Annotated in this window: 22 protein-coding genes; 9 read left to right on the forward strand and 13 right to left on the reverse strand. The window is 66.0% G+C overall.

Annotation, left to right across the window (positions count from 1 at the left end; genetic code table 11):
* Positions 1-49 precede the first annotated feature (49 nt).
* The 7 genes from SBA_RS01540 to SBA_RS01570 form a co-directional block, all read right to left on the reverse strand.
* Positions 50-1,831, reverse strand: a complete 1,782-nt coding sequence (locus SBA_RS01540) for a sensor domain-containing diguanylate cyclase (RefSeq protein WP_261935660.1) — start codon at positions 1,829-1,831, stop codon at positions 50-52.
* A gap of 92 nt (positions 1,832-1,923) precedes the next feature.
* On the reverse strand, positions 1,924-3,390 hold the full coding sequence (locus tag SBA_RS01545; protein WP_261935661.1) for a glycerol kinase: 1,467 nt from the start codon (positions 3,388-3,390) through the stop codon (positions 1,924-1,926).
* Positions 3,387-4,889 carry a glycerol-3-phosphate dehydrogenase gene (locus SBA_RS01550; RefSeq protein WP_261935662.1) on the reverse strand — a complete coding sequence of 501 codons (1,503 nt, stop codon included), beginning with the start codon at positions 4,887-4,889 and terminating at the stop codon, positions 3,387-3,389. Before SBA_RS01550 ends, SBA_RS01545 begins: the two co-directional genes overlap by 4 nt.
* 115 nt (positions 4,890-5,004) lie before the next feature.
* Positions 5,005-5,601 carry a hypothetical protein gene (locus SBA_RS01555; protein ID WP_261935663.1) on the reverse strand — a complete coding sequence of 199 codons (597 nt, stop codon included), beginning with the start codon at positions 5,599-5,601 and terminating at the stop codon, positions 5,005-5,007.
* 133 nt (positions 5,602-5,734) lie between these two features.
* Positions 5,735-6,145: an ATP-dependent Clp protease adapter ClpS gene (gene clpS, locus SBA_RS01560; protein WP_261935664.1), complete on the reverse strand. Its 411-nt coding sequence runs from the start codon at positions 6,143-6,145 to the stop codon at positions 5,735-5,737.
* Between the two features lie 120 nt (positions 6,146-6,265).
* A complete protein-coding gene (locus SBA_RS01565; RefSeq protein ID WP_261935665.1) occupies positions 6,266-7,144 on the reverse strand; it encodes a phasin family protein in 879 nt (292 codons plus the stop codon).
* Positions 7,145-7,284: 140 nt separating this feature from the next.
* A complete protein-coding gene (locus tag SBA_RS01570) occupies positions 7,285-9,024 on the reverse strand; it encodes a PHA/PHB synthase family protein (protein WP_261935666.1) in 1,740 nt (579 codons plus the stop codon).
* A gap of 143 nt (positions 9,025-9,167) precedes the next feature.
* Between SBA_RS01570 and SBA_RS01575 the strand changes: the two genes are divergently transcribed.
* From SBA_RS01575 to SBA_RS01585, 3 genes are all read left to right on the forward strand, one after another.
* Positions 9,168-10,379 (forward strand): LL-diaminopimelate aminotransferase, encoded by a 1,212-nt coding sequence (locus SBA_RS01575; RefSeq protein ID WP_224547856.1) that lies wholly within the window; start codon positions 9,168-9,170, stop codon positions 10,377-10,379.
* 142 nt (positions 10,380-10,521) lie between these two features.
* Positions 10,522-11,019: a DUF2721 domain-containing protein gene (locus tag SBA_RS01580; protein ID WP_224547855.1), complete on the forward strand. Its 498-nt coding sequence runs from the start codon at positions 10,522-10,524 to the stop codon at positions 11,017-11,019.
* Positions 11,016-11,585 (forward strand): (2Fe-2S)-binding protein, encoded by a 570-nt coding sequence (locus SBA_RS01585; protein ID WP_224547854.1) that lies wholly within the window; start codon positions 11,016-11,018, stop codon positions 11,583-11,585. Before SBA_RS01580 ends, SBA_RS01585 begins: the two co-directional genes overlap by 4 nt.
* On the opposite strand, the gene SBA_RS01590 is transcribed toward SBA_RS01585, so the two are convergent.
* From SBA_RS01590 to SBA_RS01600, 3 genes are all read right to left on the reverse strand, one after another.
* On the reverse strand, positions 11,570-12,382 hold the full coding sequence (locus SBA_RS01590; RefSeq protein WP_261935667.1) for a DODA-type extradiol aromatic ring-opening family dioxygenase: 813 nt from the start codon (positions 12,380-12,382) through the stop codon (positions 11,570-11,572). The two genes, SBA_RS01585 and SBA_RS01590, sit on opposite strands and share 16 nt — an antisense overlap.
* Before the next feature lie 72 nt (positions 12,383-12,454).
* Positions 12,455-15,019 (reverse strand): HWE histidine kinase domain-containing protein, encoded by a 2,565-nt coding sequence (locus SBA_RS01595; protein ID WP_261935668.1) that lies wholly within the window; start codon positions 15,017-15,019, stop codon positions 12,455-12,457.
* Positions 15,012-15,554, reverse strand: a complete 543-nt coding sequence (locus SBA_RS01600; protein WP_390902361.1) for a biliverdin-producing heme oxygenase — start codon at positions 15,552-15,554, stop codon at positions 15,012-15,014. Before SBA_RS01600 ends, SBA_RS01595 begins: the two co-directional genes overlap by 8 nt.
* Before the next feature lie 261 nt (positions 15,555-15,815).
* Here SBA_RS01600 and SBA_RS01605 point away from each other — a divergent pair, with 261 nt between their 5' ends.
* The 3 genes from SBA_RS01605 (at position 15,816) to SBA_RS01615 (ending at position 18,203) form a co-directional block, all read left to right on the forward strand.
* A complete protein-coding gene (locus SBA_RS01605; RefSeq protein WP_261936655.1) occupies positions 15,816-16,754 on the forward strand; it encodes an RcnB family protein in 939 nt (312 codons plus the stop codon).
* 143 nt (positions 16,755-16,897) lie between these two features.
* Positions 16,898-17,572 (forward strand): prolyl hydroxylase family protein, encoded by a 675-nt coding sequence (locus SBA_RS01610; RefSeq protein WP_261935669.1) that lies wholly within the window; start codon positions 16,898-16,900, stop codon positions 17,570-17,572.
* 160 nt (positions 17,573-17,732) lie between these two features.
* A complete protein-coding gene (locus SBA_RS01615; protein WP_261935670.1) occupies positions 17,733-18,203 on the forward strand; it encodes an RcnB family protein in 471 nt (156 codons plus the stop codon).
* A 193-nt stretch (positions 18,204-18,396) separates the two neighbouring features.
* Here SBA_RS01615 and SBA_RS01620 read toward each other — a convergent pair whose 3' ends face one another.
* On the reverse strand, positions 18,397-19,977 hold the full coding sequence (locus tag SBA_RS01620; RefSeq protein WP_261935671.1) for a lysine--tRNA ligase: 1,581 nt from the start codon (positions 19,975-19,977) through the stop codon (positions 18,397-18,399).
* A gap of 127 nt (positions 19,978-20,104) precedes the next feature.
* Between SBA_RS01620 and SBA_RS01625 the strand changes: the two genes are divergently transcribed.
* The 3 genes from SBA_RS01625 to SBA_RS01635 are packed head-to-tail and all read left to right on the forward strand — an operon-like array spanning position 20,105 to position 23,841.
* Positions 20,105-20,479: a PilZ domain-containing protein gene (locus tag SBA_RS01625; RefSeq protein ID WP_224547844.1), complete on the forward strand. Its 375-nt coding sequence runs from the start codon at positions 20,105-20,107 to the stop codon at positions 20,477-20,479.
* A gap of 54 nt (positions 20,480-20,533) precedes the next feature.
* The gene (locus tag SBA_RS01630) at positions 20,534-23,302 is read left to right on the forward strand and encodes an ATP-dependent DNA helicase (protein WP_261935672.1); all 2,769 of its coding nucleotides are present in this window, start codon (positions 20,534-20,536) and stop codon (positions 23,300-23,302) included.
* On the forward strand, positions 23,299-23,841 hold the full coding sequence (locus tag SBA_RS01635) for a SixA phosphatase family protein (protein ID WP_224547842.1): 543 nt from the start codon (positions 23,299-23,301) through the stop codon (positions 23,839-23,841). Before SBA_RS01630 ends, SBA_RS01635 begins: the two co-directional genes overlap by 4 nt.
* Before the next feature lie 5 nt (positions 23,842-23,846).
* Here SBA_RS01635 and SBA_RS01640 read toward each other — a convergent pair whose 3' ends face one another.
* Together SBA_RS01640 and pip are read right to left on the reverse strand one after the other, a co-directional pair.
* Positions 23,847-24,248, reverse strand: coding sequence for an SPFH domain-containing protein (locus SBA_RS01640; RefSeq protein WP_261935673.1), 402 nt, complete (start codon positions 24,246-24,248; stop codon positions 23,847-23,849).
* A gap of 11 nt (positions 24,249-24,259) precedes the next feature.
* On the reverse strand, positions 24,260-25,246 hold the full coding sequence (gene pip, locus SBA_RS01645) for a prolyl aminopeptidase (protein WP_261935674.1): 987 nt from the start codon (positions 25,244-25,246) through the stop codon (positions 24,260-24,262).
* Positions 25,247-25,314: the final 68 nt, after the last annotated feature.

Below are 25,314 nucleotides of genomic sequence, written 5' to 3' on the forward strand. Positions count from 1 at the left end.
GTAAGTTACAACATAACATTGCAAATTTTCCGCGTCGGCGCGTGGGAGGTCAGGCCGCCAGACGCAGGCAATTGCGGCCGCTATGCTTGGCGCGATAGAGCGCCTTGTCGGCCGCTTCCAGCATCGCCGACCGATCGGACGCGCCGTCCAGTTCGACCAGCCCGGCGCTGAACGTCACGCCGATGGCCAGCGACGCGCCGACGGTGATCGGCTCGGTCAGGATGGCGCGCAGCCTTTCGCATAGCATGCTCGCCCGGTCGACGTCGCTGTCGAGCAGGAGAATGGCGAATTCCTCGCCACCCAGCCGGCCGATGCTGTCGCCCGCGCGCAGGCCAGGCCGCAGCCGTTCCACGAAGGCGCTCAGCACCCGATCGCCCGCGCCATGGCCGTAGCGATCGTTGACCGCCTTGAAATGGTCGATATCGATCAGCAGCAAGGACGAGCGGGCGCCGATGGCGACGCGCTCGATCTCGCGGTCCAGTTTGTCGAGGAAGGCCCGGCGACTGTCCGCCCCGGTCAGAGAATCGCGCGCGGCGACCTGTTGCAGCGCGCGCTGACGCGCTTTGTGCCGCGACATGTCGCGGATCATGCTCACTACGCCGCTCGGCAGGCCGCGTTCGTCGATCATGGCGCGGTTCACCATCTCGCACCATTCCAGCCCGTCGGTCGATACCAGCGGCCGGAACTCGACCTTGTGCACCGCGCCCGGCTGTTCCAGCGCGAGACGATGGGTCGCGATCACGGTGGCGCGATCGTGCGGGTCGACCAGATTGGCGACCGCCTGCCCGACCAGCAGGTCCGCGGCGCAGCCGATCTGCTCAGTCGCCGATGGCGACGCATATTGGATCGTGCCGTCCAGGCTGATGTGCAGCACCACGTCGCCGCTATATTCGGCCATGGCGCGATACCGCGCCTCGCTCTGCTGCAACATCAGGAACAATCGCTTGCGCGCTGCCAGCTCGACGGCAGCCGGCATACATAGCAGGAAGCTGAGCGCGAGATAGAATTGGAAGAACTGGATGCGGTCGCCCGTCGAACCGGGAACCCAGGTCAGCGGGCCGACCCCCGCCATGGTCGCACTGCCGCCGATCGCGGCCAGCAGGATGATCGCCGCCGCCGACCCCATATGGCCGACCCTAAAGGCGATCAGCACCAGCGGCAGCAGCGGCGCGAACAGCAGCGGATAGCGCGCCCAAAAGAAGACGTGGACGGTCGTCAGCGCGAACAGGCCGAGTAACAGCACCGCCTCCAGCTTCGTTCGGTTCGAGGCCTCGTCCATCCATCGCCGGAATTCGCCCTGCAACGCCATGATCAGAATCGGCGCGCAGGTCAGCCCGCCCAGGACATGGCCGGTATACCATTGCACGAAGGAATGGCCGAAGGACACGGGCGTCAGGGCCGACGCCACCAGCGCTGCGGCGACGCCCGACACCATGTTGGCGACGCCGCACAACGCCACGATGAACACGATCAGCGGGCGAATCGATCCGGTCACCATCCGGTCGGCCACGAACCAGCGGCATAGCACGGCCACGATCAGCGATTCGACGATGTTGATAGCCGCCATGGGCAGCGCGGCGAGAGGCCCCATGCCGAAGCAGGCGGTCGCGATGGCGCTGGCGATGCCGCAGGCGATGATCGCGCGCGGCCAATGGGCGGTGCGCGATGTCAGCAGTTCCGCCATCAGGAAGGCGTTGGCGCCCCAGATGAACGCCAATCCGCCCTCAAAGCGCGACAGCATGAGCGCAAGCGACGCCACCACGAAATAGACGCAGCCGGTGGCGACCGATCCGATCCAGGAGGGAGATTGGCGAAGAGCGGTGCGCGACATGATGGGCCAGTGCTAGGCGCTCATCGTTAATATTTGCTCACGACCGATCCGGTCATGTGGAGGAGAAGACCCGCGAAATCCGGGGCGCCGCTTTATTCCGCCTGCGCCAGCACAGCGCGCCACCCCGCCAGCCGCTGCGCCCGCACCTGCGCCGACATCAGCGGCGTAAATGGCGTCGCCGCCGACGCGATGCCGGCCGCCGCCTCCAGCGAAGGGAACAGGCCGGCCCCGACGCCCGCCAGCATGGCCGCGCCCCGCGCCGTCGTCTCGACATCGGCGGGTCGTTCGACCGTCAGGTCCAGCATGTCGGCCATGTCCTGCGCGATCCAGTCGTTGGCGCTCATCCCGCCATCGATCCGCAGCGTCCGCCACGGCGCGCCGTCGGCGGCAAAGGCGGCGGCCAGGTCATGCACCTGATGCGCCATCGATTCGAGCGCGGCGCGCACGATATGCGCTTTGCCCGTCCCATGGGTCAGCCCGCTGATGACGCCGGTCGCCTCCGGCCGCCAGTGCGGCGCGCCCAGGCCGGACAGGGCGGGCAGCAGGAAGACCCCGCCATTGTCGGGCACGGAGCGGGCGATCGCATCGGTATCGACCGCCGCCGCGATCAGGCCGATCCGGTCGCGCAGCCACTGGATCAGGCTGCCGGCGACGAAGATCGATCCTTCGAGCGCATAGTGGCGCCGCCCGTCCATCTGGCACAGCACCGTGCCGAGCAGCCGGTTTGCGGATGCCGGCACCACCGCCCCCACCGGCGCCAGCACGAACGCCCCGGTCCCCAGGGTCGCCTTGACCGCGCCCGCCGCCAGGCATCCTTGCCCGATGGTCGCCGCCTGCTGATCGCCGGCCAGTCCGCAGACCCGGATCGGTCCACCCAGCCAATCCGGCAGGGTTGCGCCGAAATCGCCCGCATTGTCGACGATCTCCGGCAAGGCCGCGCCCGGCACGCCGAACAGGGCGCATAGTTCGGCGTCCCATCCCGTGCCGTCCAGCGCCATCAACTGCGTCCGGCTGGCATTGCTGGCGTCGCTGATATGCAGCCCGCCGGTCAGCTTCCACACCAGCCAGCTTTCGATCGTGCCCAGCGCCAGTCCATGTCCGGCCGCGGCCACTTCGGGGCGGTGGTTGATCATCCAGCGCATCTTGGTCGCGGAGAAATAGGGATCGATGACGAGGCCCGTGCGCTGCTGGACCAGCGCCTCATGGCCCTGCGCCCGCAGGGCCGCGCAATGATCGGCCGTGCGCCGGTCCTGCCACACGATCGCCCGACCGATCGGATCGCCCGTGCGCCGGTGCCAGGCGACCACCGTCTCGCGCTGGTTGGCGATGCCGATCGCGGCGATGCGGTCGGCTCCCCCGGCACGGTCCACCATCTGCCGCGCGCATGCCAGCGTGTGCGTCCAGATTTCCGCCGCATCCTGTTCGACCCAGCCGGGTTGCGGATAATATTGGGTCAGGTCCGCCTGCGCGGTCGCGATCCGCGCACCATCGGGGGCATAGAGCATAGCGCGGGTCGACGTCGTCCCCGCGTCCAGCACCAGCAGATGACGTTCGCTCACAGCCTCTCCTCCAGCCAGCGCTCCAGCCGCGCGACTTGCGGCCGGTCCAGTCGCAGCCCCAGCTTGCTCCGCCGCCAGAGCATGTCCTCGCTGGTCTGCGCCCATTCGCGCGTCACCATATGCGCCGCCTCCGCTTCGCTCAGGCCATGGCCGAAGTCCAGCCCCAGCGCCGACGCGTCTTTCGCCTCCCCCAGCCACAACCGCGCCTGCGTGCCATAAGCGCGCGCGATCCGATCGACCGTCGTCGGCTCCAGAAAGGGATAGTCGCGCGCCAGCCCGGCGATCAGGTCCGCAAGGCCGGTCATCGGAAAATCGCCGCCGGGCAAGGGCGCAGCGGCGGTCCAGTCGTCGCCCTTGAGCGCGGGCAAATGGGGCTTGAGCATATCCACCGCCTCCGCCGCCAGGTGGCGATAGGTGGTGATCTTGCCGCCAAAGACGCTGAGCAGCGGCGGTGCGCCCTCCCCGTCCAGTTCCAGGCGATAGCCGCGCGTCGCCGCTTCGGGTTTGGCCGATCCGTCGTCGACCAGCGGCCGCACCCCGGCATAGGACCAGACGACGTCGGCCGGCCTGATCGAACGCGCGAAATAGCGATTCGCGCCCTCGCACAGATAGGCGATCTCCTCGGCGCTCGGGGCGACATGGTCCAGCCCGCCGTCATGATCGCGGTCGGTCGTGCCGATCAGCGTGAAGTCGCGCTCATAGGGGATGGCGAAGAAGATACGGCCGTCGGGCAACTGGAAAAAATAGGCGAAGCCATGATCGAACAGGCGCGGCACGACGATATGCGATCCACGCACCAGCCGCATATGCCGGTCGGTCGGCCGATCGGCGCGGTGGAGCAGGTCGAGCACGGCCGGACCGGTCGCGTTCACCACCGCGCGGGCATGAACGACCTCTTCGCCGCGTTGCGATTGCGTCACGATCCGCCAATGACCATCGGCGCGCGCCAGCCGGACGACAGCGGTGCGGGTGCGCACATCAGCGCTCCGATCGGCGGCATCGCGCGCGTTGAGCACGACCAGCCGGGCGTCGTCGACCCATCCGTCCGAATAGCAATAGCCCGGCCCGAAGCCGGCTTTCAGCGCAGCGCCCGCAGGATGGCGACGCAGGTCGATCGCCTGCGTCGCGGGCAAGGCGCGACGGCCGCCGATATGGTCGTAGAGAAACAGGCCCAGCCGCAGCATCCAGCGCGGCCGAAGACCGCGTGTCCAGGGCAGGACGAAGCGCATCGGGTGGATGATGTGCGGCGCGATGCCCCAGAGCCGTTCGCGCTCGGCCAGCGATTCGCGCACCAGAGCGAATTCATAATGCTCCAGATAGCGCAGGCCGCCGTGGATCAGCTTGGTGGACGCCGACGATGTGCCGCTGGCGAGGTCGCCTTGCTCCAGCAACAGCACGCGCGCGCCGCGCCCGGCCGCGTCGCGGGCGATGCCGCAGCCATTCACCCCGCCGCCAATGACGGCCAGGTCGTAGATGTCGGCTCTTGGCGTCTCGTTCACGCCTGCCGGTGTAGGATGGGCAGGCGCGCGAGGGAACCGCGAAAACCATGGCCGGCGACGGCAGGCGATGCCGCGCCGCCGCCGGGCTTTCGCCAGTCCCCAGGCGAAAGACGGGTCAGGCCAGACTGTCGATCACCAGCCCGCTGTTGCTGCTGTCGGTGCTGCTCGCCGCGTTGCCGTACAGCGACTGCGACAGGCTGCTGCGCAAATTTTCAAGGAAGGCGATGATCGAATCCAACTGCTCGGTCGCGCTGGTCGCATCGGTGCTGGTCGTGCTGCTGTCGTCTGTCGATTCCGACGGCGGCGGGCCGGGTGGCGGGCCGCGCATCGGGCCGGGGCCGCCGACGCCGCCCATCCCCTCTATGCCGAAGCCTTCCTCGCCACTGGCATCCGCGGTTTCCGTCGCGCCACCCGGTCCCTGCGCGAAGAAGCTTTGCAGCGCCGTGGCCTGGTCCTCGGTCAGCGTCCCGGCCGATAGCTGATCGTCGATCAGCGAATCGATCCGATCCTTCATCGCCGACGGATCGAGCCGCGCACTGCCTTCGCTCGCCGAGGTGGACAGTGCAGTGTCGATCGAATCGAGCGCCGTTTCCAGCGCATCGCCATCGACCGACGACAATGATCCCGTCTCGACGGCGGCGCCGATCTTGCGGTCCATCATCGCGCGGGGCGATGGCGGCATGTTCATAGTGTAGCTGTTGATACTGGTCATGATGGAAGTCCCCACTTCGTTTCAGCAGGGCCATGATGCCGACAAGGTCTAAAAAAACCTTGTATTTCAATGTAGTAATTTATTGAAATATAAGCGCTACACGGATCAAGGATCGGTTAACGCCCGGCCCCGGTCAGGCCTTTTCCAGCGTGCATTGGAGCGGATGCTGGTTCTGCCGGGCGAAATCCATCACCTGGTTGACCTTGGTCTCGGCGACCTCATAGCTGAAGATGCCGCACACGCCGACGCCGCGCTGGTGGACATGCAGCATCACCCGCGTCGCTTCCTCCATATCCATGCGGAAGAAGCTCTGCAGCACATGCACGACGAACTCCATCGGCGTATAGTCGTCGTTGAGCATCAGCACCTTGTAGAGCGAGGGCTTCTTGGTGCGGGTGCGCGTCCGGGTGGCGATGCCGACGCTGGGACCGCCCGGTCCCTCGCCCTGATCGTCCGGATGCTGGCCGGCCATCGCAACGGGGCCTGCATGGGATGTGGTAAGGCTGTTCATGATGCCCGAGGATATGGCGATTTGCCGGCCCATGGCAAGGGGCCGGACAATCGATCCGGGTGGGTGGGACGATATTTCAGCTTCAATGCAAAGGGGCGCCGCTTCCCCGAAGGAAGCGACGCCCCTGCGCTATGACGATAAAAGTGCGACCGATCAGGCGGCCAGCGACTTCACCTTGTCGGTCACCAGATTCACGCGGGCGGTCAGCGGCTGAGCGACGTCGCCGGCCAGCTTCATGAACGCTTCGCTGCTCTTGGCGGCTTCCTTGGCGAACTCGTCGAAGCTGCTCGAAAAGAGCTGGCTCTGCAGCTGGAAGAATTCGGTCGGCGTCTTGACGGTCGAGAAGGTCTTGAACGACGCGGTCGCCTTTTCGAAATTCTTGCGGCTGTAATCGACGGCTTCCTGGCCGAGCGTTTCCATGCCCTTGGCGGCGATCTTGCCGGATTCGACCAGCGCTTCGACATTGCCCTTGGCGATGTCGCTGAATTCTTCGATCGCCTTGGTCGACTTCTCGACGCTGGCCTTGGCCTTCTCGTTCAGGTCGGCATAGGCCGTTTCGAACTTGGCCTTGGTGTCTTCGGCGAACTTCTTACCGGTTTCGATGACGTCGTTCATGATCTTGGTTCCTTCTGCGGGCAGCGGCTGGGTCGCGATGGTTTCGGCCTTGGCCAGGCTCTCTGTAATTTCGGGTTCGGGCGCGGCGTCCACCGCAGTCGTGGCGGCGGCGACCGCGACCGGGTCGGCCTTTTCGGTCGGGATCTCGACAGGCTCGGCCTTCGACGAAGGCGTCGGAGCGGGCGTGGGCGTCGGGGTCGGCGTGGGCGTCGGGGCAGGAGTCGGCGCTGGCTCCTTCTGCGGATTGGTATCGATCGGCTTTACCGCCGCCGAAACCGCCTTCCTGGGCGTGGGCTTTTTTTCAGCCGGGCCACCGATCGCCGCTTCCGCCGCCTTCAATGCCTCGCTCGCCGACAAGGTCGTCGAGCCGGGCTTGGCGCGCGGGCTGCTCTTCGGGGTCTTTGGTGTAACAGCCATGACCATCCTCCGTTTGTTGCACTGCACAATAAGGGCTTTGCGGGAGTCTTGCAAGAGTTATTGTGCAGTGCAACAAAATTGAAACGGACGGTTCGACCACTTGCCGGCACGATTGGCCGAAAAGCCCATATCACCGGGCTTTAGCGCGCCTTTACGTAGCGTCCGGGCGCATCCTCGAGAGCCTTGAGACGACCTTTCCCCGGCTGGCGCGCGCTCTTTGCCGGCACCCGGCGCGAATCACCCTGCTCGATCCAGGCGCGCCAGTCGGGCCACCAACTGCCTTTGGTCTCCCTCGCCACCGCGAGGAAATCCTCCAGCGTCGACTGCGGCTCTTCAGCAACCCAATATTGATATTTGTTCGCTGCGGGCGGATTGATGACCCCGGCGATATGGCCCGACCCCGCCAGCAGGAACCGCACCGGCCCGGACAGATTGTCCGTCAGTTTCCAGACGCTTTCCAGCGGGGCGATATGGTCCTCCCGCCCGGCCTGCACATAGGCGGGGGTCCGGATCTGCGTCAGGTCGATCGGCGTCCCGTCCACGCTGATCGCGCCGGGCACGACCAGCAGATTGTCGCGGTACAGCCGGGTCAGATAATCCTTGTGCCATCGCGCCGGCAGGTTGGTGGTGTCGCCGTTCCAGTAGAGCAGGTCGAAGGGCGGATAATCCTGCCCCAGCAGATAGTTGTTGACGACATAGTTCCAGATCAGGTCGCGCCCGCGCAACAGGTTGAAGGTCGCGGCCATATAGCGCCCGTCCATGAAACCGCCGGCCGAAAGCTGGTCCACCAGCTTCATCTGCTCGTCATCGACGAACAGGGTCAGGTCGCCCGCCTGGGCGAAATCCACCTGCGCGGTGAAGAAGGTCGCGCTCGCCACCTTGTCCGCCTGTCCCCGCGCCGCGAGCAGCGCCAGCGTCGCGGCGAGCGTCGTGCCGGCCACGCAATAGCCGATGGTGTGGACGCTCTCGACCTTCAGCAGATCGCGTACCGTGTCGATGGCATCGATCTGGCCTTTCAGGATATAATCATCCCAGACCAGATCCTTCATCGACGCGTCGGCCGATTTCCACGACACCAGGAACACGCTGATCCCCTGGTCCACCGCCCATTTGACGAAGCTCTTTTCCGGCGACAGGTCGAGAATATAGAATCGGTTGATCCAGGGCGGGAAGATGATGAGCGGGGTTTCCAGCACTTCCGCCGTCGAGGGCGCATAATGGATCAACTGGTAGAGCGGGGTTTCATGGATGACCTTCCCGGGCGTCGCAGCGATGTTGCGCCCCAGTTCGAACTGGGTGCCGTCGGTGTGGCTCAACTGCCCCTTTTCCATGTCGGCCAGCATATGCTTGAGGCCCTTGACCAGATTCTCGCCGCCGCTCTCGATCGTCTTCTGCACGACGATGGGGTTGGTAAGCGGGAAATTGGCGGGCGACAGTGCGTCCAGCATCCCGCTGGTGGCGAAACGCAGCTTGGCCTTGGCCTTGGGATCGACCCCATCGACCGCGTCCGCCAGCCGGGTCATATAGTCCGACACCAGCAGATAGCTTTGCCGGATCAGGTCGTAAAAGGGATGCTGCGTCCAGGCCGGGTCGGCAAAGCGGCGGTCCTTCGCCGCCGCCGGACTGTCAGCGGGGGCCGGGTCCGGCTGGTCTCGCAGCAATCCGCCCGAATCGAGGAAACGCTGCCACAGCGCCAGCCCTTCGTCGGCGAAGCTGGTCTGGATGCGCGCCACCGTTTCCGGGTCGAACGGCAACGCCCGGCCGGTCGCGCCGGCGGCCTGTTCCAGCATCAATTGCTGGGCGCGGCCGATCACCTCGGTCCATTGCTGCATCTGCTGCAATGTGGGCAGGTGGGGTTCCATGACATCGGCTTTTTCCATGGCCACCTTGCTCCTCCTGGCATCGTCGCTTCGCGCGGCTTTCGCTGGCGCGTCGCAATCGGGCGGGTTATAGCCAGATTGTGACATGCCAACGGCGCGTCACCCACTATTCCTTACAGAGAGCTTTCAGGAAAGCCCCTATAATGTCCGAAGAATTTTACCGCATGAAGCGCCTGCCGCCCTATGTCATCGCCGAAGTGAACGGCATGCGGGCCGCCGCGCGCGCCGCGGGAGAGGATATTATCGACCTGGGGATGGGCAATCCCGACCTGCCGCCGCCCGACCATGTCATCGCCAAACTGATCGAGGTGGCGCAGAAGCCGAGCGCCCACGGCTATAGCCAGTCGCGCGGCATCCCCGGTCTGCGCAAGGCGCAGGCCAATTATTATGCCCGCCGCTTCGGCGTGGAGGTGGACCCGGAAACCGAGGTCGTCGTGACCATGGGATCGAAGGAGGGGCTGGCCAGCCTCGCCACCGCGATCACCGAGCCGGGCGACGTAGTGCTGGCGCCCAATCCCAGCTATCCGATCCATACGTTCGGCTTCATCATCGCCGGCGCGACGATCCGGTCGGTGCCGACCACCCCGGACGAGAATTATTTCCGCTCGCTCGACCGCGCCATGGCCTTCACCGTGCCGCGCCCGTCGATCCTGGTGGTGAACTATCCGTCCAACCCGACGGCAGAGACGGTCGACCTCGCCTTCTACGAGCGGCTGGTCGCCTGGGCGAAGGAGAACAAGGTCTGGGTGCTGAGCGACCTCGCTTATTCCGAACTCTATTATGACGGCAATCCGACGCCCTCCATCCTCCAGGTGCCGGGCGCCAAGGATGTCGCAATCGAATTCACCTCGCTGTCCAAGACCTATTCCATGGCCGGCTGGCGCATGGGTTTCGCCGTTGGCAACCGCAAGCTGATCGCGGCGATGACGCGGGTGAAATCCTATCTCGACTATGGCGCCTTCACGCCGATCCAGGCGGCGGCCTGCGCCGCGCTCAATGGGCCGCAGGACATCGTCGAGAAGAACCGCCTTCTCTATCACAAGCGCCGCGACGTGCTGGTCGAAAGCTTCGGCCGCGCCGGCTGGGACATTCCGCCGGCGCGCGCATCGATGTTCTGCTGGGCGCCGCTGCCGCCTGCGCTCAAGGAGATGGGCAGCCTGGAATTTTCCAAGCAGCTCCTCACCCATGCCAAGGTCGCGGTCGCGCCGGGCGTGGGCTATGGCGAGGATGGCGAGGGCTTCGTCCGTATCGCCATGGTCGAAAATGAGCAGCGCCTGCGGCAGGCGGCGCGCAACATCAAACAGTATCTCAAGTCCATGGGCGTCAATGCGCCTTCGTCCAAGGGCGTCGCCTGATCCCCTATGGCGCTCCTGCCGTTGCGGGGGCGCCATCACGCCCGAACACAGTCGCATTTAGCGACGCATTTATCCCTGACACCGTCCCTTGCTCCTTGTCCCCCAATGGCGGATAGCTTCACGGGATGAGAGGTGCCGCTTGATGATCCCCCTGCCCCAGGTCAGCCAGGTCGCCCAGACCATCCAGCTGGCGCTTGCACCGGTGTTCCTGCTGGCGGGCATCGGCGCCTTCCTCAACGTCTGCGTCAGCCGCCTTGCGCGCATCATCGACCGGGCGCGCGACGTGGAAAAGCTGGTGCTCACGACGCGCGGCAAGGAACATGATCGTATGGTCGCGGAAATCCGCGTGCTGGACCGGCGCATGAGCGTGGTCAATGCGGCGATCTTTCTGTCGGTCGCGTCGGCCTGCGCCGTCTGCCTGGTCGTCATCCTGCTGTTCGCGGGCAATCTGTTCGACGCCCATCTCGGCACACCCATCGCCGTCCTGTTCAGCCTGGCGATGCTGCTGCAGGCGGGGGCTTTCGCCACCTTCATCCAGGAAATCCGGCTGGCGTCGCGGACCATCCATATCCGCAACGAAGTGCTTTACCACAAGGCGGAAGCGGAAGAGATCGATGCCGCCGAAAAGGGGGTGGCGTGACCCGCTTCACCGTCAACGACCGGCCGGTGCAATATCGCATGGACCCGGACACGCCCCTGCTCTGGGCGCTGCGCGATGCGTCGAACCTGACCGGCACCAAATATGGCTGCGGCACCGGCGACTGCGGCGCCTGCACCGTGGATATCGATGGGGAGGCGGTGCGATCCTGCCAGGTGACGATCGGCAAGACCGAAGGCCGCTTCGTCACCACGATCGAGGCGCTGTCGCCCGATCGTGGCCATCCGCTGCAACAGGCGTTCGCCGCCGATAATGTGTCGCAATGCGGCTATTGCATCCCCGGCATGATCATGGCCGCGTCGGTGCTGCTGCGACGGACCAACGATCCCTCCGACGAAGAGATCGACGGCGCGATCACCAATATCTGCCGTTGTGGCATCTACCCGCGCCTGCGCGGCGCGATCAAGCGGGCCGGCCGGATCATGCGCGGGGAAGATCAGGGCAGCGGGGATCAGGGCGCCGCCGCGCCACCGCCGGGCATCACCCCGGAAGATGCCGCGCGGACCGTGCCGGCGCTGGGCCGGCCGGCTGCTCAGCCGAAGCGGTAACCCGACACCGACCAGCCCATGACCGAGCTGCGATGGTCGCAGGTGGCGGCATCGTCGCCGCCCGCGCCCAGCGCCACCATCAGCGGCAACAGATGCTCCTCGCGCGGATGGGCGAAGCGGGCCTGCGGCAGATGGTCCCAGGCAGCGACACGCGCCGCCCGGCTCTGCGGATCGGGATCGGTCACGGCGGCGGTCAGCGCATAGTCCCAGGCGGTCGACGGTGCGATCGCCTGCGGCCCGCGCACCCGCAGATTGTGGAAACTCATGCCCGACCCGACGATCAGCACGCCTTCGTCGCGCAGCGGAGCCAGCGCACGCCCGGCCGCGATATGGGCGGCCGGATCGAGGTCATGGTGCAGCGACAGTTGGGCGACGGGAATGTCCGCATCGGGCAATGCGACCTTCAGCGGCACGAAGACGCCATGGTCCCAGCCCCGCGTAGCTTCCTCCGCCGTGGCGAAGCCGCTCGACTGCAGCAGCGCGGTGGCGCGGCGCGCCAGTTCGGGCGCACCCGGCGCGTCCCAGCGCAGCGTATAGGTGTGCGGCGGAAAGCCATAATAGTCGAACAGCAAAGGCGGCCGTTCGCCGACATGGACAGTGAAGGATTCCTCCTCCCAATGGCCCGACACCAGCAGGATCGCGCGCGGCCGTTCGGGCAGGGTCGCGATCAGACCGGCGAGATAGGCCTGCATCGGCCGCCACATCGGGTCGCTGTGCGGATGGTCCGGATCGGTCGGGTCCATGAAGAAGCAGGGACCGCCGCCATGGGGGATGAAAAGGGTTGGCTGGGTAGACATGGCGCATAGATCGCCACCTGCCGGCCGGCCTGCAATCGACGATGCGGAAACTGTCCGTTTCGCTGTCGCGGTTCAGGGCGCCGCGTCGATCACCGGCGTCAGCGCCTGCGCCAGCGTCACGCTGGAATAGGGCTTTTTGAGCAGGGTCACATCTGCAAACTGCGCCGGCAATTCCAGCCCATCGCCATAGCCGGTGGCAAAGATGAAGGGAATGCCGCGCGCCGCCAGCAGGTCCGCGATCGGCAGGCTGGTTTCATGCCCCAGGTTGAAGTCCAGCACCGCCAGGTCGACCGGCTGGATCGCGATCGCCTCCCGCGCGCGGCCGATGCTGGCCGCGGTCATCACCTCCGCACCCAGGTCGCGCAACGCATCCTCGCCATCCATGGCGATGATCATATTATCCTCGACCAGCAGGACGGTGCGCCCCTTCAGCAGGCCGGGTTCGACCACCGCCACCGGTTTCGCGCGATCGGTACCCGTCACATCGGGCAGCACGGACACGACATGGGCCGACGGAATGCAGAAATGCGCCTCGATGCCCGCCAGCCGATAGTTGATTTCAGCATGGCCGCCCAGATCATAGGGAATGGATCGCTCGATCACGGTCGATCCGAAGCCGCGCCGCGTCGGCGCGATCACCGCCGGGCCGCCGCTTTCGGTCCAGTCGATCAGCAGGCTGCCATCCTCGTCCACCCGCCAGTCGATCGCGACCACGCCGCTGTCCGACAGCGCGCCATATTTGGCGGCATTGGTCAGCATTTCGTGGATCACCAGCGCCAGCACGGTGAAGCAGCCCGGCGTCAGCAGCACATTCGGCCCGGACAGCCGGACCCGGTCGCTGCGTTCGCCCAGATAGGCGCCCGATTCGACCTCGATCAGATCGTAGAGGCGCGCCGGGCTCCAGCGATCGGCCGTGATCTGGTCATGGGCGCGGGCCAGCGCATGCACGCGGCTTTCCAGCGTGCCGATAAATTCGTCGACCGATCGCGCGCTATCCCGCGTCTGCGACAACAGCCCGCGGATCAGCGACAGGATGTTGCGCACCCGATGGTTGAGTTCGGCGATCAGCAATTCCTGCTTCTCATGCGCCCGCTGCCGTTCGGCATCGGCGGAATCGGACAGGCGCAGAATCACTTCCAGCAGGGCGGTACGCAGCGCTTCGGCCACGCGCAGCTCGGCGGGCAGGAACGGCAGCGCCACGCCCTTCACCAGTTCCGACCAGGATTCGAAACTTTTGCGCGGGGTCAGGCGCGGCCCGTTGGGGCCATATTCGATGTCCTTTTCCGGCTTGCCCGCCCAACGCACCGACCGCAATTGTTCGGCGCGAAACAGCACGACATAGTCGCGCGGACGGCGCGACAGCGGGATCGCCAGCAGGCCAGACACGCGATCGGCATAGGCGGCGGCCTCCGGCAAGACCGACGACAGATTGTCGGTGGTATAGACCTGACTGGCGGCGACACGGTTCATCATCGACACGATCGCGACAAAGGCGGGTTCGTCGGGAGCAAGGCCCGAAAAGGTCATCTGCCCGTCGATATAAACGCCCACCCCATCGGCGGGGATGGTGTCGAAGATGATATCACCCAGCCAGCGGGCGTTGGTCAGCAGATCATGATCCTGCGCCACGGCCGACATCAGCCGGTCGGCCACCTGCCGCGCCTTGCCTTCATAGGTGGCGGTGTCGCCGCGCTCGCGGCTTTCCAGCATCATCGAGAAAATCTGGCCGAACAGTTCGGCGGCGCTGCGCTGCGCAAAGGTCGGCAGGCGCGGAGCATAATGGTGGCAGGCGAACAGCCCCCACAACTTGCCCTCCACGATGATGGAGATGGAGAGCGAGGCGCCCACCCCCATATTGCCGAGATATTCGATATGGATTGGCGACACGGCACGGGTCAGGCAGAGCGACATGTCGAGCGCCGCGCCGGTCGGGTCGAGCTGCGGCACGATGGGCACCGGCTGCGCCTTCACATCGGCGATCACGCGGAAGATATTGCGCAGGTAAAGCGCCCGCGCCTGTGCAGGAATGTCGGATGCGGGATAATGGAGACCGAAGAAGCTCTCGATGCCCGGCTTCAAGGCTTCGGCGACCACTTCGCCGTCCCCGCCATCGGCGAAGCGATAGACCATCACCCGGTCGAACCCGGTCAGCGCCCGCACCTGGCGCGCGCCGTCACGCAGGAAGGCGGTCATGCTATCGGCCTGGGCGAGCCTGGCGACCATGGAACGGACGGTGCTGCTCGCCTCCATCTCGTCATGCGCCGCCGGCTCCGCCTCGACCACCACCAGCGGGCCGGAGAAATGGACCGCCACGTCGAACGCCGGGCCGCCCGTCATCAGCGGGATCGAAAAGAGCCGCTCGACCGAGTCGGGACCGCGCAACAGGGTGATGCGATTGCGCAGCGCGTGAATCGCTTCCCCATCCAGCAGGGTATGGACCGGCTTGCCCAGCATGTCGTCGGGCGAGAGGCCGATGAACTGCGCGCTATTGGCCGATACGCGCGACACCAGCCAGTCGGCGGTCAGCGCGATCAGGAAGCCGAAGGGCTGAACCGTCCCCAGCACATGGATCGGCTCCCGATCGCAATTGTCGAGGTCGACCGTAAAGATCGTGTCGGGGACTTCCCGGTCAGCCATGGCCGACCGCCTGATCGGCCGCCTGGCCGGCCTGCGCGAACAGGGCGAAGGCCGCCTGCGCGCCCTGCACGGCGTCGTCCAGCCAGCCTTCGCCGCCTTCGCGCGCGGCGCTGTCGAGCGCCTGCTGGAAGGCTATCCATTCGCCCTTGCCATGCGCGGCCGACAGATAAGCCCTGGGCAGGCCCGGCGCGACCTGGCGCGACAGCATCGCGCCGCCCAGCCGCGATCCTTCGAGCGCATAACGCAGCCCCCAATGGAAGCCGTCGCCCGGACGCGCCTCCAATGGCAGCGGATCGGGCAAAGGGAGGTCGAGCGCCGACAGATCCTGCGCCAGCAGCGGCAGCCGCGGCGCATCGGGCCGGGCCGCGGCTTCGAGACCGCCCAGAGCCTTGGCATGGGCCGTCAGAAAGGCGCGATAATCGATCACCGAATCGAGCGCAAAACCGGCATAGATGGAATCGACCCGCCGATGGCTTTCCATCGTCGCTTCGCGCAAGGCCTGGCGGGTCTGGCCAGCATCGGGAGATATCGTCACTCGTCAGTCCTATAGGCAGTTACACGGCGGCGCACTGATCTGGATCAGCTTCTGGGCGCACTCCGGGGTTTCGTCGCCAATGCGACACGTACCAACGGACACTCGTCGTCTGAATATCGCCTGTCTATCGTCTTTCCCCGATTCTTTCAAATAGCTGTCGGACGGGTTCAGCATCTCGACATCGCGCCTTGCGTAGAGAGGGATCATGAGGGGGCGTAGTGTCCCCGGCCAACGAAAGTCACGACGATGTTGAGGAAGATGATGCTGGCAGGTCTGATGACCGCAACGCTGCTGAGCGGCGTCGCACCGGCCTATGCCCAGAACAACCCGGAGCAGCGCGGCAATCGCGGTGGCGAGCGGGCTGGCCGCGCCGAAGGCGGCGTCGCCATATCCCGCGGCAACCGCATGGACCAGCCGCGCGGCGAAGCGCAGGCGCAACGCTGGCAGCAGCGCATGGCCGAACGGCCCGCGCCGCAGATGGCGCCGCCGCGACCGGAAGTGCGCCCCGAGCGCCGCCTCGAGCAACGCCCTGAACAGCGCGCCAATCCGCAATGGCGGGGCGATCAGAACCGCCCCGGCACGCCGGCGCAGCGCGAAGCGCGCCAGGACCGGCGCGACGATCGCCAGCAAAATTGGCAGGACCGTCGCAATGACCAACGCGAAAGCCCGCCCGTCTGGCGCAATGGCCGTCGCGACATCACGCAGGATTTGCGGAACGCTCGGCGGGAGGATCGCCAGGACTGGCGCAACGATCGGCGGGAGGACCGTCAGGACTGGCGCAATGACCGCAGGGACGATCGCCGCTGGACCGAGAATCGCGGTCAGGCCGGCGCCAACTGGAATAATGGTCGCCGCTATGACGATCGCACGCGCTGGAGCAATCAGCGACGCTGGGACAATGGCTGGCGTCAGGATCGGCGTTACGACTGGAACAGCTATCGCAACCGCTATGGCGACCGTTATCGCATGGGCCGCTATTATGCCCCGCGCGGCTGGGACTATGGATATCGCCGCTTTTCGGTGGGTATCGTGCTGAACAGCCTGCTCTATTCCAACAACTACTGGCTGGACGATCCCTACAGCTACCGCTTGCCGCCAGCCTATGGCACGCTGCGCTGGATCCGTTACTATGACGATGCCCTGCTGGTCGATATTCGCGACGGCTATGTGGTTGACGTGATCAACAATTTCTTCTGGTGATGCCGCGGCGGCAGCCGCGCCTATGCCAGACGAGTGCCCCTTCCTGGACTGGCCTTCAGGAACCCCTGACCCCGGAGCGGAAACGCGCCGGGGTCTTTTCAGGATGGTCGCCTCTGTGGCAGGACGCAGCCATGAGCCAAAATATGAGCGAAGACAGGGATGATGGCGGCACCGCGTCGCCGCTGCGCGCCGGTATCGGCGAGGATGTGCGCAAACGGCTGGACCGCAATCCGATGGTGCATCGCATCGACGCTCCGCAACTCGAAATCTACGGACGCCAGGATTTTCTGAGCGCGGAAGAAACGGCGGGCCTGCGCGCGATGATCGACGCCGACGCCAAACCGTCCACCCTGTTTTCGGGCAGCGCCAACGCCGATTATCGCACCAGTCATAGCTGCAACCTCAATCCCTGGGACAAGCTCGTGCTGGCGGTGAGCGACCGCATCTGCGCACTGACCGGCCTGCCCGCCCGCCATGGCGAAACGCTGCAGGGACAACGCTACGCCCCGGGCCAGGAATATAAGGTCCATTGCGACTATTTCCCGGTCACCGCCAGCTACTGGCCGCAAATGCGCACCAGCGGCGGGCAGCGGACATGGACCGCCATGATCTATCTGTCGCCGGTCGAGGCTGGCGGCGAAACCCATTTCCCGCAATGCGAATTCATGGTGCCGCCGGTCGAGGGCATGATCCTGATCTGGAATAATATGGACCGCGACGGCGCGCCCAACCGCTTCAGCCTCCATGCGGCGCGGCCCGTCGAACGGGGCACCAAATATGTCGTCACCAAATGGTTTCGCGAACGCCCCTGGGGCTGACCCCTGTCGTCCGCCGGTTACACTTTGCGACATAAATGACTGGAATCTGACAGCTTCATTCTCGCACCGTTCAGCCGCCAAATCCCATAACCCTTGTGTAGGCGACGGAACCCGATCCTGCCGGACAGGTTCAACCGCCACGGAATATGGGAGAATTTCTATGCGTAAACTCATCATCCTGGGTCTGCTTGCCGCCACCGTCGCACCGAGCGTCGCGTCGGCCCAATCCTACGGCGAGGTGCGCCGCAGCGAACGCAATCTGCGTGAGGAGAAGCGCGACCTGCGCCAGGCGCAGCGCTATGGCGACCGCCGCGACGTGCGTGAAGCGCGCCGGGACGTTCGTGACGCCCGTCAGGAAGCGCGCGAAGACTGGCGCGATTATCGTCGCACCCATCGCGATGTCTATCGCGGCGGCAACTGGCGTGCGCCGTTCCGTTACAGCCAGTGGAATGCCGGGGCGCAACTTCGTCCTGCCTATTATAGCTCGCGCTATTACATCACCGACATCAACCGCTATCGCCTGCCCCGCCCGGGCGTGAACCAGCGCTGGGTGCGGCATTATAACGACGTGCTGCTGGTCAATGTTCGCACCGGCCGGGTGATTACGGCCCATCGCGCCTTCTTCTGGTAAATACCATCACAGAAAAGCGGCCTCGGACGGATCGTCCGGGGCCGCTTTTCTTTGTACCCCCCGCTTGGCCGCGCCGCCCGTTTCCGGGCGCACGCGGCCGATGACGCACGCAAGGCGCATCACCAGTCCGAAAGGGGGGTGGACCGATGCGCAGAACGCCCGACCATCGCGGAATGTTCCGCGCCGGCGCGCGTCAGGCGGCGAGCGCCTGCGCAATCAGCGTCCGGCTGTTCTCGATACCGTACAGCGCGATGAAGCTGCCCATGCGCGGCCCCTGATCGGCGCCCAGCAGCGTCTGGTAGAGCGCCTTGAACCAGTCGCGCAGCTCGGCGAAGCCGAACGCCTCGTCCTTGCCGATGGCATAGACGATATTCTGGATATCCTCGGCCGATGCGCCTTCCGGCAGCGCAGCCAGTTCGGCATCCAACCGGCGCAGCGCAGCCGCCTCATTGGCGTCGGGCGCACGGCGCTTGAGCGTCGGCGCGACGAAATCGCGATGATAGGCCAGCGCATGGCCGATCAGCGCGTCCAGTTCCGGATAGGTTTGCGCGCTCGCCCCCGGAACGTAATTTTGCAGATAGGACCAGACCTGCTCCCGGCTGGCGTCGCCCATCACGCCGACGAGGTTCAGCAGCAGGCCGAAGGTCACCGGCAACTCACCTTGCGGCAGCTTGCCGTCATGGATGTGATGGACCGGATTGCCGAGTTGCTGCTCGATCGCCTGCTTGGAATAATTGCCGCGGAACTGCCAATATTCGTCCACTGCGCGCGGGATGACGCCCATGTGGAGCTGCTTCGCCTTCTTCGGCTCGCGATAGGCGTAGAAGGCCAGACTTTCCTGCGGGCCGTAGGTCAGCCATTGTTCGAGGCTGAGGCCATTGCCCTTGGACTTGGAGATTTTCTCGCCCTTCTCGTCAAGGAACATCTCGTAGTTGAAGCCTTCAGGCGGGCGGCCGCCGAGCGCGCGGCAAATCTTGGACGACTGGGTAACCGAATCGATCAGATCCTTGCCCGCCATTTCATAATCGACGCCCAGTGCATACCAGCGCATCGCCCAGTCGACCTTCCATTGCAGCTTGGCCGCGCCGCCCAGGATCGATTGTTCGATCGTCTCGCCGTCATCGACGAAGCGGACGATGCCGGCTTCGGCGTCGATCACCTCGACCGGCACCTGTAGCACGATGCCGCTCTTCGGGCTTATCGGCAGGACCGGCGAATAGGTCGCCTGCCGTTCCTTGCGCAGGGTCGGCAGCATGATGTCCATGATCGCCTGATAACGGCGCAGCACCTGGCGCAGCGCTTCGTCGAAAGCGCCAGCCTGATATTGCTCTGTCGCAGAGACGAATTCATAGTCGAAGCCGAAACTGTCGAGAAAGTCGCGCAGCATCGCATTATTATGATGCGCGAAGCTTTCGAACTTTTCGAACGGATCGGGCACCTGCGTCAGCGGCTTGCCCAGATATTCGCTCAGCATCGCCTGGTTCGGCACATTGTCGGGCACCTTGCGGAACCCGTCCAGATCGTCGCTGAACGCCACCAGCCGGGTGGGAATGTCCGACAGCGCGTGGAAGGCGTTGCGCACCATCGTCGTGCGCAACACTTCGTTGAAGGTGCCGATATGCGGCAGGCCCGACGGACCATAGCCGGTCTCGAACAGGACATGTCCCTTGTCCGGCGCGCCGCTGGCATAGCGCTTCAGAAGCTTGCGGGCTTCTTCATAGGGCCAGGCCTTGGAGGCGGTCGCGGCGGTGCGGATGATGTCGGACATGGTCATGGAACGCCCCCTAAACCCGGAAAGGGCGAAAGAAAACGGGTATTGGCGGCAAATCCACGTTAAGAATCGTTCTCATATTTAGATTTCATTAACCCTGGACCTCGATAATGGCGCCACAGGAGGCCATATGCAGATTCAGCGCAGCCGCGAGCGCATAGCCGTGGAGATCCCCATCGTCGTTACGACGGTGCTGGACAGCCTGGACGGCGTGATCGTCGACCTGAGCGAAGGCGGCGCCCAAGTGGTGGGCTGCACCCTGCCTGCACGGTCGCAATGCCAGATCGATCTGGACGGCTATATCGTCTTCGGCACGGTCCGCTGGTCCGAAGAGGACCGGATGGGCATCCGCTTCCCCTATGAGTTGAGCGACGGCCCGCTTTACGAGCAGCTTGAAATGGCCCGCGCCGCCAAACGCGCGCCGGCCGCCTTTCAGCCGCGCATCCCGGCCGGCTTCGGCGGCGCCAGCATCGGCGGCGGTGGTTTCGGACGGCGCACGGGCTGACACGCGCCACTTTTCAGGTTTTCCTTTTGTTCCTGTTCGCCTAAGCCCGGACAGGTGATCGATCCCGCCACCCTGCCCGCGCTTCACGCCAGCCATGGCGGCATCTGGTTGCGCGAGGGCGACCGCACCCAGGCGCTGGCCAAAGGACAGGCGATCGCGCGCACCGCCGAAACCCCGGTACTGCTGCTGAACGCGCCCCTCACCGGCCAGCGGCTCGGCTATCCCGAACTCAATGGGCTCGACCTGCTCGAACTCTGGGCCTTTCTCCATCCCGCGCGCTTCCTCGTGCCCACGCCCAAGGGGCTGGCCGCGGCGCTCGGCTTGCCCGCGCCGGCCAGCGAGTCGGACATCCCGGCACTGTTGCAGCAGGGGGCGGCGTTGCTGCTGGGCCGACTGGAGGCAGCCGACTGGACCGAGCGGGAGGGCGGCTGGACGGCGGCGCAGGCGCTGCATCGATTGCGCTGGCCCTGGTCGCCGCTGGTCGCGCCGCGCATCGCCCGGCCCAAGGAAGCGGAGCGCTGGCTCTTTTCCAAACTGCCCGAATGGGAAGAGGCCCAACCCCGCCCCGCCCCGCGCACCGTCAGCCTGAACGAGGAGCAGATATTGGCGCGACTGGACGCGCTGACCGGCGCGGGGGCGGAACCGCGCCCCGGCCAGCGCGCCTATGCCGCCGCCGCCAGCACCGTTTTCTTGCCCCGCAAGCATCGCGACCAGCCCAATATGCTGCTGGCCGAAGCTGGCACCGGCATCGGCAAGACATTGGGCTATCTCGCCCCCGCCTCCCTCTGGGCAATGCAAGCGCAGGGCACGGTCTGGGTGTCCACCTATACCAAGGCGCTGCAACGCCAGCTCGACCGCGAATCGCTCCGTCTCTTTCCCGATCCCGCGGTCGCGGCGAAGCGGGTGGTGGTGCGCAAGGGGCGGGAAAATTATCTCTGCCTGCTCAATCTGGAAGATGCGTTGCAGGGCGGCTTTGCCGGTCGCGCCGCCATCCTCGCCCAGTTGGTCGCGCGCTGGGCCGCTTTCAGCAAGGATGGCGACATGGTCGGCGGCGACCTGCCCGGCTGGCTGCCCACCCTGTTCCGGCGCAACGGCTCCACGGCCCTCACCGACCGGCGCGGCGAGTGCATCTATGCCGGCTGCCCGCACTACCGCAAATGCTTCATCGAGCGGTCGGCGCGCGCCTCGGCCGACGCCGATATCGTCATCGCCAATCATGCGCTGGTGATGATCAACGCCGCGCGGGGCCGCGAAACCGGGCAACGCCCGCAGCGCATCGTCTTCGACGAGGGGCATCACCTGTTCGATGCGGCCGATTCGACCTTCTCCGTCGCCCTGTCGGGGCAGGAGGCCATAGAGCTGCGCCGCTGGATCATGGGACCGGAGGGCGGATCGCGCGGACGGCGGCGCGGGCTGGCGGCGCGCCTGTCCGACCTCGCCAGCTATGACGAGGAAGGCGGACAGGCGATCCGCGCAGCAGTGGACGCAGCGCAGGCGCTGCCCGCCGACGACTGGCTGAAGCGGGTGGTGGCGGCCGAGCCGTTCGGACCATTGGAAACGCTGCTCGCCGCGGTGCGCGGCACCGTCTATACCCGCGCGGAAGCGGCGGGCGAGGCGGATGCCGGCTATGGGCTGGAGACGGAACTGGCGGAACCCGACGGCGCGCTGGTCGATGCGGCGCAGGAGGCCGCACTGGCGCTCGACGCGCTGATCAAGCCGCTGGTGCGTCTGTCCCGCCGGCTTGAGGCAGTGATCGAGGATGCGCCCGACTGGCTGGACGGCGCGGCGCGGGCGCGGGTCGAGGGCGCCATCGCCTCGCTCGGCTGGCGGCGCGACCTGATCGCGGCCTGGCTGGCGCTGCTGGCGCGCATTGGTGGACCGGCCGACCCCGACTATGTCGACTGGATGACGGTAGACCGGGTCGAAGGGCGCGAGTTCGATATCGGCATCCATCGCCACTGGCTCGATCCCACCCGCCCGCTCGCCGAAACCGTGCTGAAGCCCGCACAGGGCGTGCTGTTGACCTCCGCCACGCTCAAGGGCGGCGGTGACTGGTCCAATGCGGAGGCGCGCAGCGGCGCAACGCATCTGCCCTATGGCGCGGAACGGTTCGAGGCGGCCAGCCCGTTCGACTATCCCGGCCGCGCCGAAGTACTGATCGTCACCGACATCAAGCGCGGCGATATAGCGGCGCTGTCCGGCGCTTACGGCCGGCTGATCGAGGCGGCGGGCGGCGGGACGCTGGGGCTGTTCACCGCGATCCGGCGGCTGCGCGCGGTCCATGCCCGCATCGCAGACCGGCTGGCGCGCACCGGCCTGCCACTCTACGCCCAGCATGTCGACCCGATGGATACCGGCACGCTGGTCGATATCTTCCGCGACGATCCGCGTGCCTCGCTGCTGGGCACAGATGCTTTACGGGACGGCGTTGACGTGCCGGGGCATTCGCTGCGGCTGGTGGTGATGGAGGGCGTGCCCTGGTCCAAGCCCACCGTGCTGCACGCCGCGCGCAGACTGGCGGGCGGCGGCAGCGCCTATGACGACCGGCTGATCCGCGCGCGGCTGGCGCAGGCCTTTGGCCGCCTGATCCGACGGGCCGAGGACAAGGGCCATTTCGTCATCCTGTCCGCCGCCATGCCCAGCCGCTTGCTGAGCGCCTTCCCCTCCGGAACGCCGATCCGCCGCCTGACGCTGGACGAGGCGATCATCGCCGTCAGCGGGGCGTCGCATCGCGAAACGCTTGGCGAAACCGGCCTGCTCGGGCATCAGGGGGGCGAATCCGGCCTGCCCCGATCAGGGACTCCCGAACAGGAGAGACAATGAAGCGCCTGACCCTGTTGCGCCACGCCAAATCGGACTGGGACGATCCGGTGGCGCGCGATTTCGACCGGCCCTTGAATCGCCGCGGCGAAAAGGCCGCGATGTTGATGGGCCAGTTCGCCGCCCAGCGGAAGATGCAGTTCGACCTGCTGGTCGCCTCCCCCGCGGTGCGGGTGATGCAGACGCTGGAAACCTTCTTCGCGGGCTATGGCCAGACGCTCGATGCGCGCTGGGACCGGCGCATCTACCTGGCATCCGCGCCCACCCTGTTCGACGTCGTGCGCGACCTGCCCGACAGCGCCGACAGCGCGCTGTTGGCCGGGCATAATCCGGGGCTGGAGGAGCTGATCCTCGACCTCGTCCCCGACGACGGCGTCAATCCGCTGCGCGAGGATGTGGAGGTCAAGTTCCCGACCGCCAGCATCGCCGTGCTCGACCTCGCCATCGACCGCTGGGGGCAAGCAGGCGAGAATAGCGCGACGCTGAGCAGCTTCACCCGCCCCCGCGACCTCGATCCCGCCTTGGGGCCGGGCACGCGTTGAGGCCTTTATGGCGCCGGGCTGGTCCGGGGCGCCAGACGGTTGCTTTCCAGCAGCGGCAGACCGCCTTCGGTTGGCACGTAGATAATACTGGCATCCTTGGCGTCGATCGCCTGAATTTGCAGATAGCGTAGATAGCCGTCGGGTCCGCCCAGGCTGTCCTGCAATATTCGGTTGGCACGCGCTGCCCCCTCCGCTCGCACGACCTCGGCATCTGCCAGCATCTTGGCGCTTTCCAGCCGGGCGCGCGCTTCCAGCACCGCTATCTGGCGCGACGATTGCGCTTCGGCGAGCGCCGCCCGCCCGGCCTGTTCCTGACTATAGACATTATAAGCGGGGCAGCCGGCCAGCAGGCCGAACCCGGTCACGAAGATCAGTATGATGATGCCGACAATGGCCGTTCCGCTCATGGGCTGCCCCCTCATCCCTCTATTATATCCGCAAAGCCGTCGGTCGCGCGGATCAGCGCGTCCAATATGCCCGGTTCATTATAGGCGTGCCCCGCCCCCTCGATCATTTCAAAGCGCGCCTGCGGCCAGGCGCGATGCAGCGCCCAGGCGGTTTCCGCGGGGCAGGCCATGTCGTAGCGGCCCTGCACGATGACGCCGGGAATGTCCGCCAGCTTGCCCGCGTCGCGGATCAGCTGCCCGTCCTCCAGCCAGCCGCCATGAACAAAATAATGATTTTCGATGCGGGCGAAGGCGAGCGCGAAATCGTCGGCGTCGTGGGTCGCCGACAGCGCCGGGTCGGGCAGCAGGCGGATCGTTTCGCCTTCCCACACGCTCCAGGCGCGCGCCGCCGCGATCTGGGCGGCGCGATCATCGCCGGTCAGACGGCGACGATAGGCGGCCACCAGATCGCCGCGCTCCGCCTGCGGGATCGGGCTAACGAACCGTTCCCACTTGTCGGGATAGATGCGGCTTGCGCCCGCCTGATAATACCAGTCGATCTCGGATTTGCGGATCGTGAAGATGCCGCGCAACACCAGTTCGGTGACGCGATTCACATGCGCCTGCGCATAGGCCAGCGCCAGCGTCGATCCCCAGCTTCCGCCGAACACCAGCCATCGCTCCACGCCCATCATCGCGCGCAGCCGCTCGATATCTGCAACCAGATCCCAGGTCGTGTTGGCGGTCAGATCGGCATGGGGCGTCGATCGGCCGCAGCCGCGCTGGTCGAACAGCAGCACATCGTAGCGCGCCGGGTCGAACAGGCGGCGATGATCGGGCGATATGCCGCCGCCCGGCCCGCCATGGAGGAACACGGCCGGCTTCGCGCCGGGCGTGCCGGCCCGCTCCCAATAGATATGATGGCCGTCGCCGACATCGAGATGGCCGGAAGCGAAGGGGGCGATCGGCGGATAGAGGGTCCGGGCGATATTGCCGTCCCTGGAGTCATGATCGGCCATGCTTTGCCTGCCTTTCCCGAACTTCATACATGTGCGCACTATGGAATCTATGTAAAGTTACCTGTTTA

This window comes from Sphingomonas bisphenolicum, assembly GCF_024349785.1.
Lineage (GTDB): Bacteria > Pseudomonadota > Alphaproteobacteria > Sphingomonadales > Sphingomonadaceae > Sphingobium > Sphingobium bisphenolicum.

Excerpts from the sequence above, each read along its gene's own strand:
- SBA_RS01625 (WP_224547844.1), top strand. The coding sequence starts at position 20,105 with ATGCAGATTCAGCGCAGCCGCGAGCGCATAGCCGTGGAGATCCCCATC.
- SBA_RS01565 (WP_261935665.1), bottom strand. The coding sequence starts at position 7,144 with ATGGCTGTTACACCAAAGACCCCGAAGAGCAGCCCGCGCGCCAAGCCC.
- SBA_RS01570 (WP_261935666.1), bottom strand. The coding sequence starts at position 9,024 with ATGGAAAAAGCCGATGTCATGGAACCCCACCTGCCCACATTGCAGCAG.
- SBA_RS01605 (WP_261936655.1), top strand. The coding sequence starts at position 15,816 with ATGCTGGCAGGTCTGATGACCGCAACGCTGCTGAGCGGCGTCGCACCG.
- SBA_RS01575 (WP_224547856.1), top strand. The coding sequence starts at position 9,168 with ATGTCCGAAGAATTTTACCGCATGAAGCGCCTGCCGCCCTATGTCATC.
- SBA_RS01620 (WP_261935671.1), bottom strand. The coding sequence starts at position 19,977 with ATGACCATGTCCGACATCATCCGCACCGCCGCGACCGCCTCCAAGGCC.
- SBA_RS01615 (WP_261935670.1), top strand. The coding sequence starts at position 17,733 with ATGCGTAAACTCATCATCCTGGGTCTGCTTGCCGCCACCGTCGCACCG.
- clpS (WP_261935664.1), bottom strand. The coding sequence starts at position 6,145 with ATGGGCCGGCAAATCGCCATATCCTCGGGCATCATGAACAGCCTTACC.
- SBA_RS01580 (WP_224547855.1), top strand. The coding sequence starts at position 10,522 with ATGATCCCCCTGCCCCAGGTCAGCCAGGTCGCCCAGACCATCCAGCTG.
- SBA_RS01595 (WP_261935668.1), bottom strand. The coding sequence starts at position 15,019 with ATGGCTGACCGGGAAGTCCCCGACACGATCTTTACGGTCGACCTCGAC.
- SBA_RS01640 (WP_261935673.1), bottom strand. The coding sequence starts at position 24,248 with ATGAGCGGAACGGCCATTGTCGGCATCATCATACTGATCTTCGTGACC.
- SBA_RS01635 (WP_224547842.1), top strand. The coding sequence starts at position 23,299 with ATGAAGCGCCTGACCCTGTTGCGCCACGCCAAATCGGACTGGGACGAT.
- pip (WP_261935674.1), bottom strand. The coding sequence starts at position 25,246 with ATGGCCGATCATGACTCCAGGGACGGCAATATCGCCCGGACCCTCTAT.
- SBA_RS01540 (WP_261935660.1), bottom strand. The coding sequence starts at position 1,831 with ATGTCGCGCACCGCTCTTCGCCAATCTCCCTCCTGGATCGGATCGGTC.
- SBA_RS01610 (WP_261935669.1), top strand. The coding sequence starts at position 16,898 with ATGAGCGAAGACAGGGATGATGGCGGCACCGCGTCGCCGCTGCGCGCC.
- SBA_RS01555 (WP_261935663.1), bottom strand. The coding sequence starts at position 5,601 with ATGACCAGTATCAACAGCTACACTATGAACATGCCGCCATCGCCCCGC.
- SBA_RS01590 (WP_261935667.1), bottom strand. The coding sequence starts at position 12,382 with ATGTCTACCCAGCCAACCCTTTTCATCCCCCATGGCGGCGGTCCCTGC.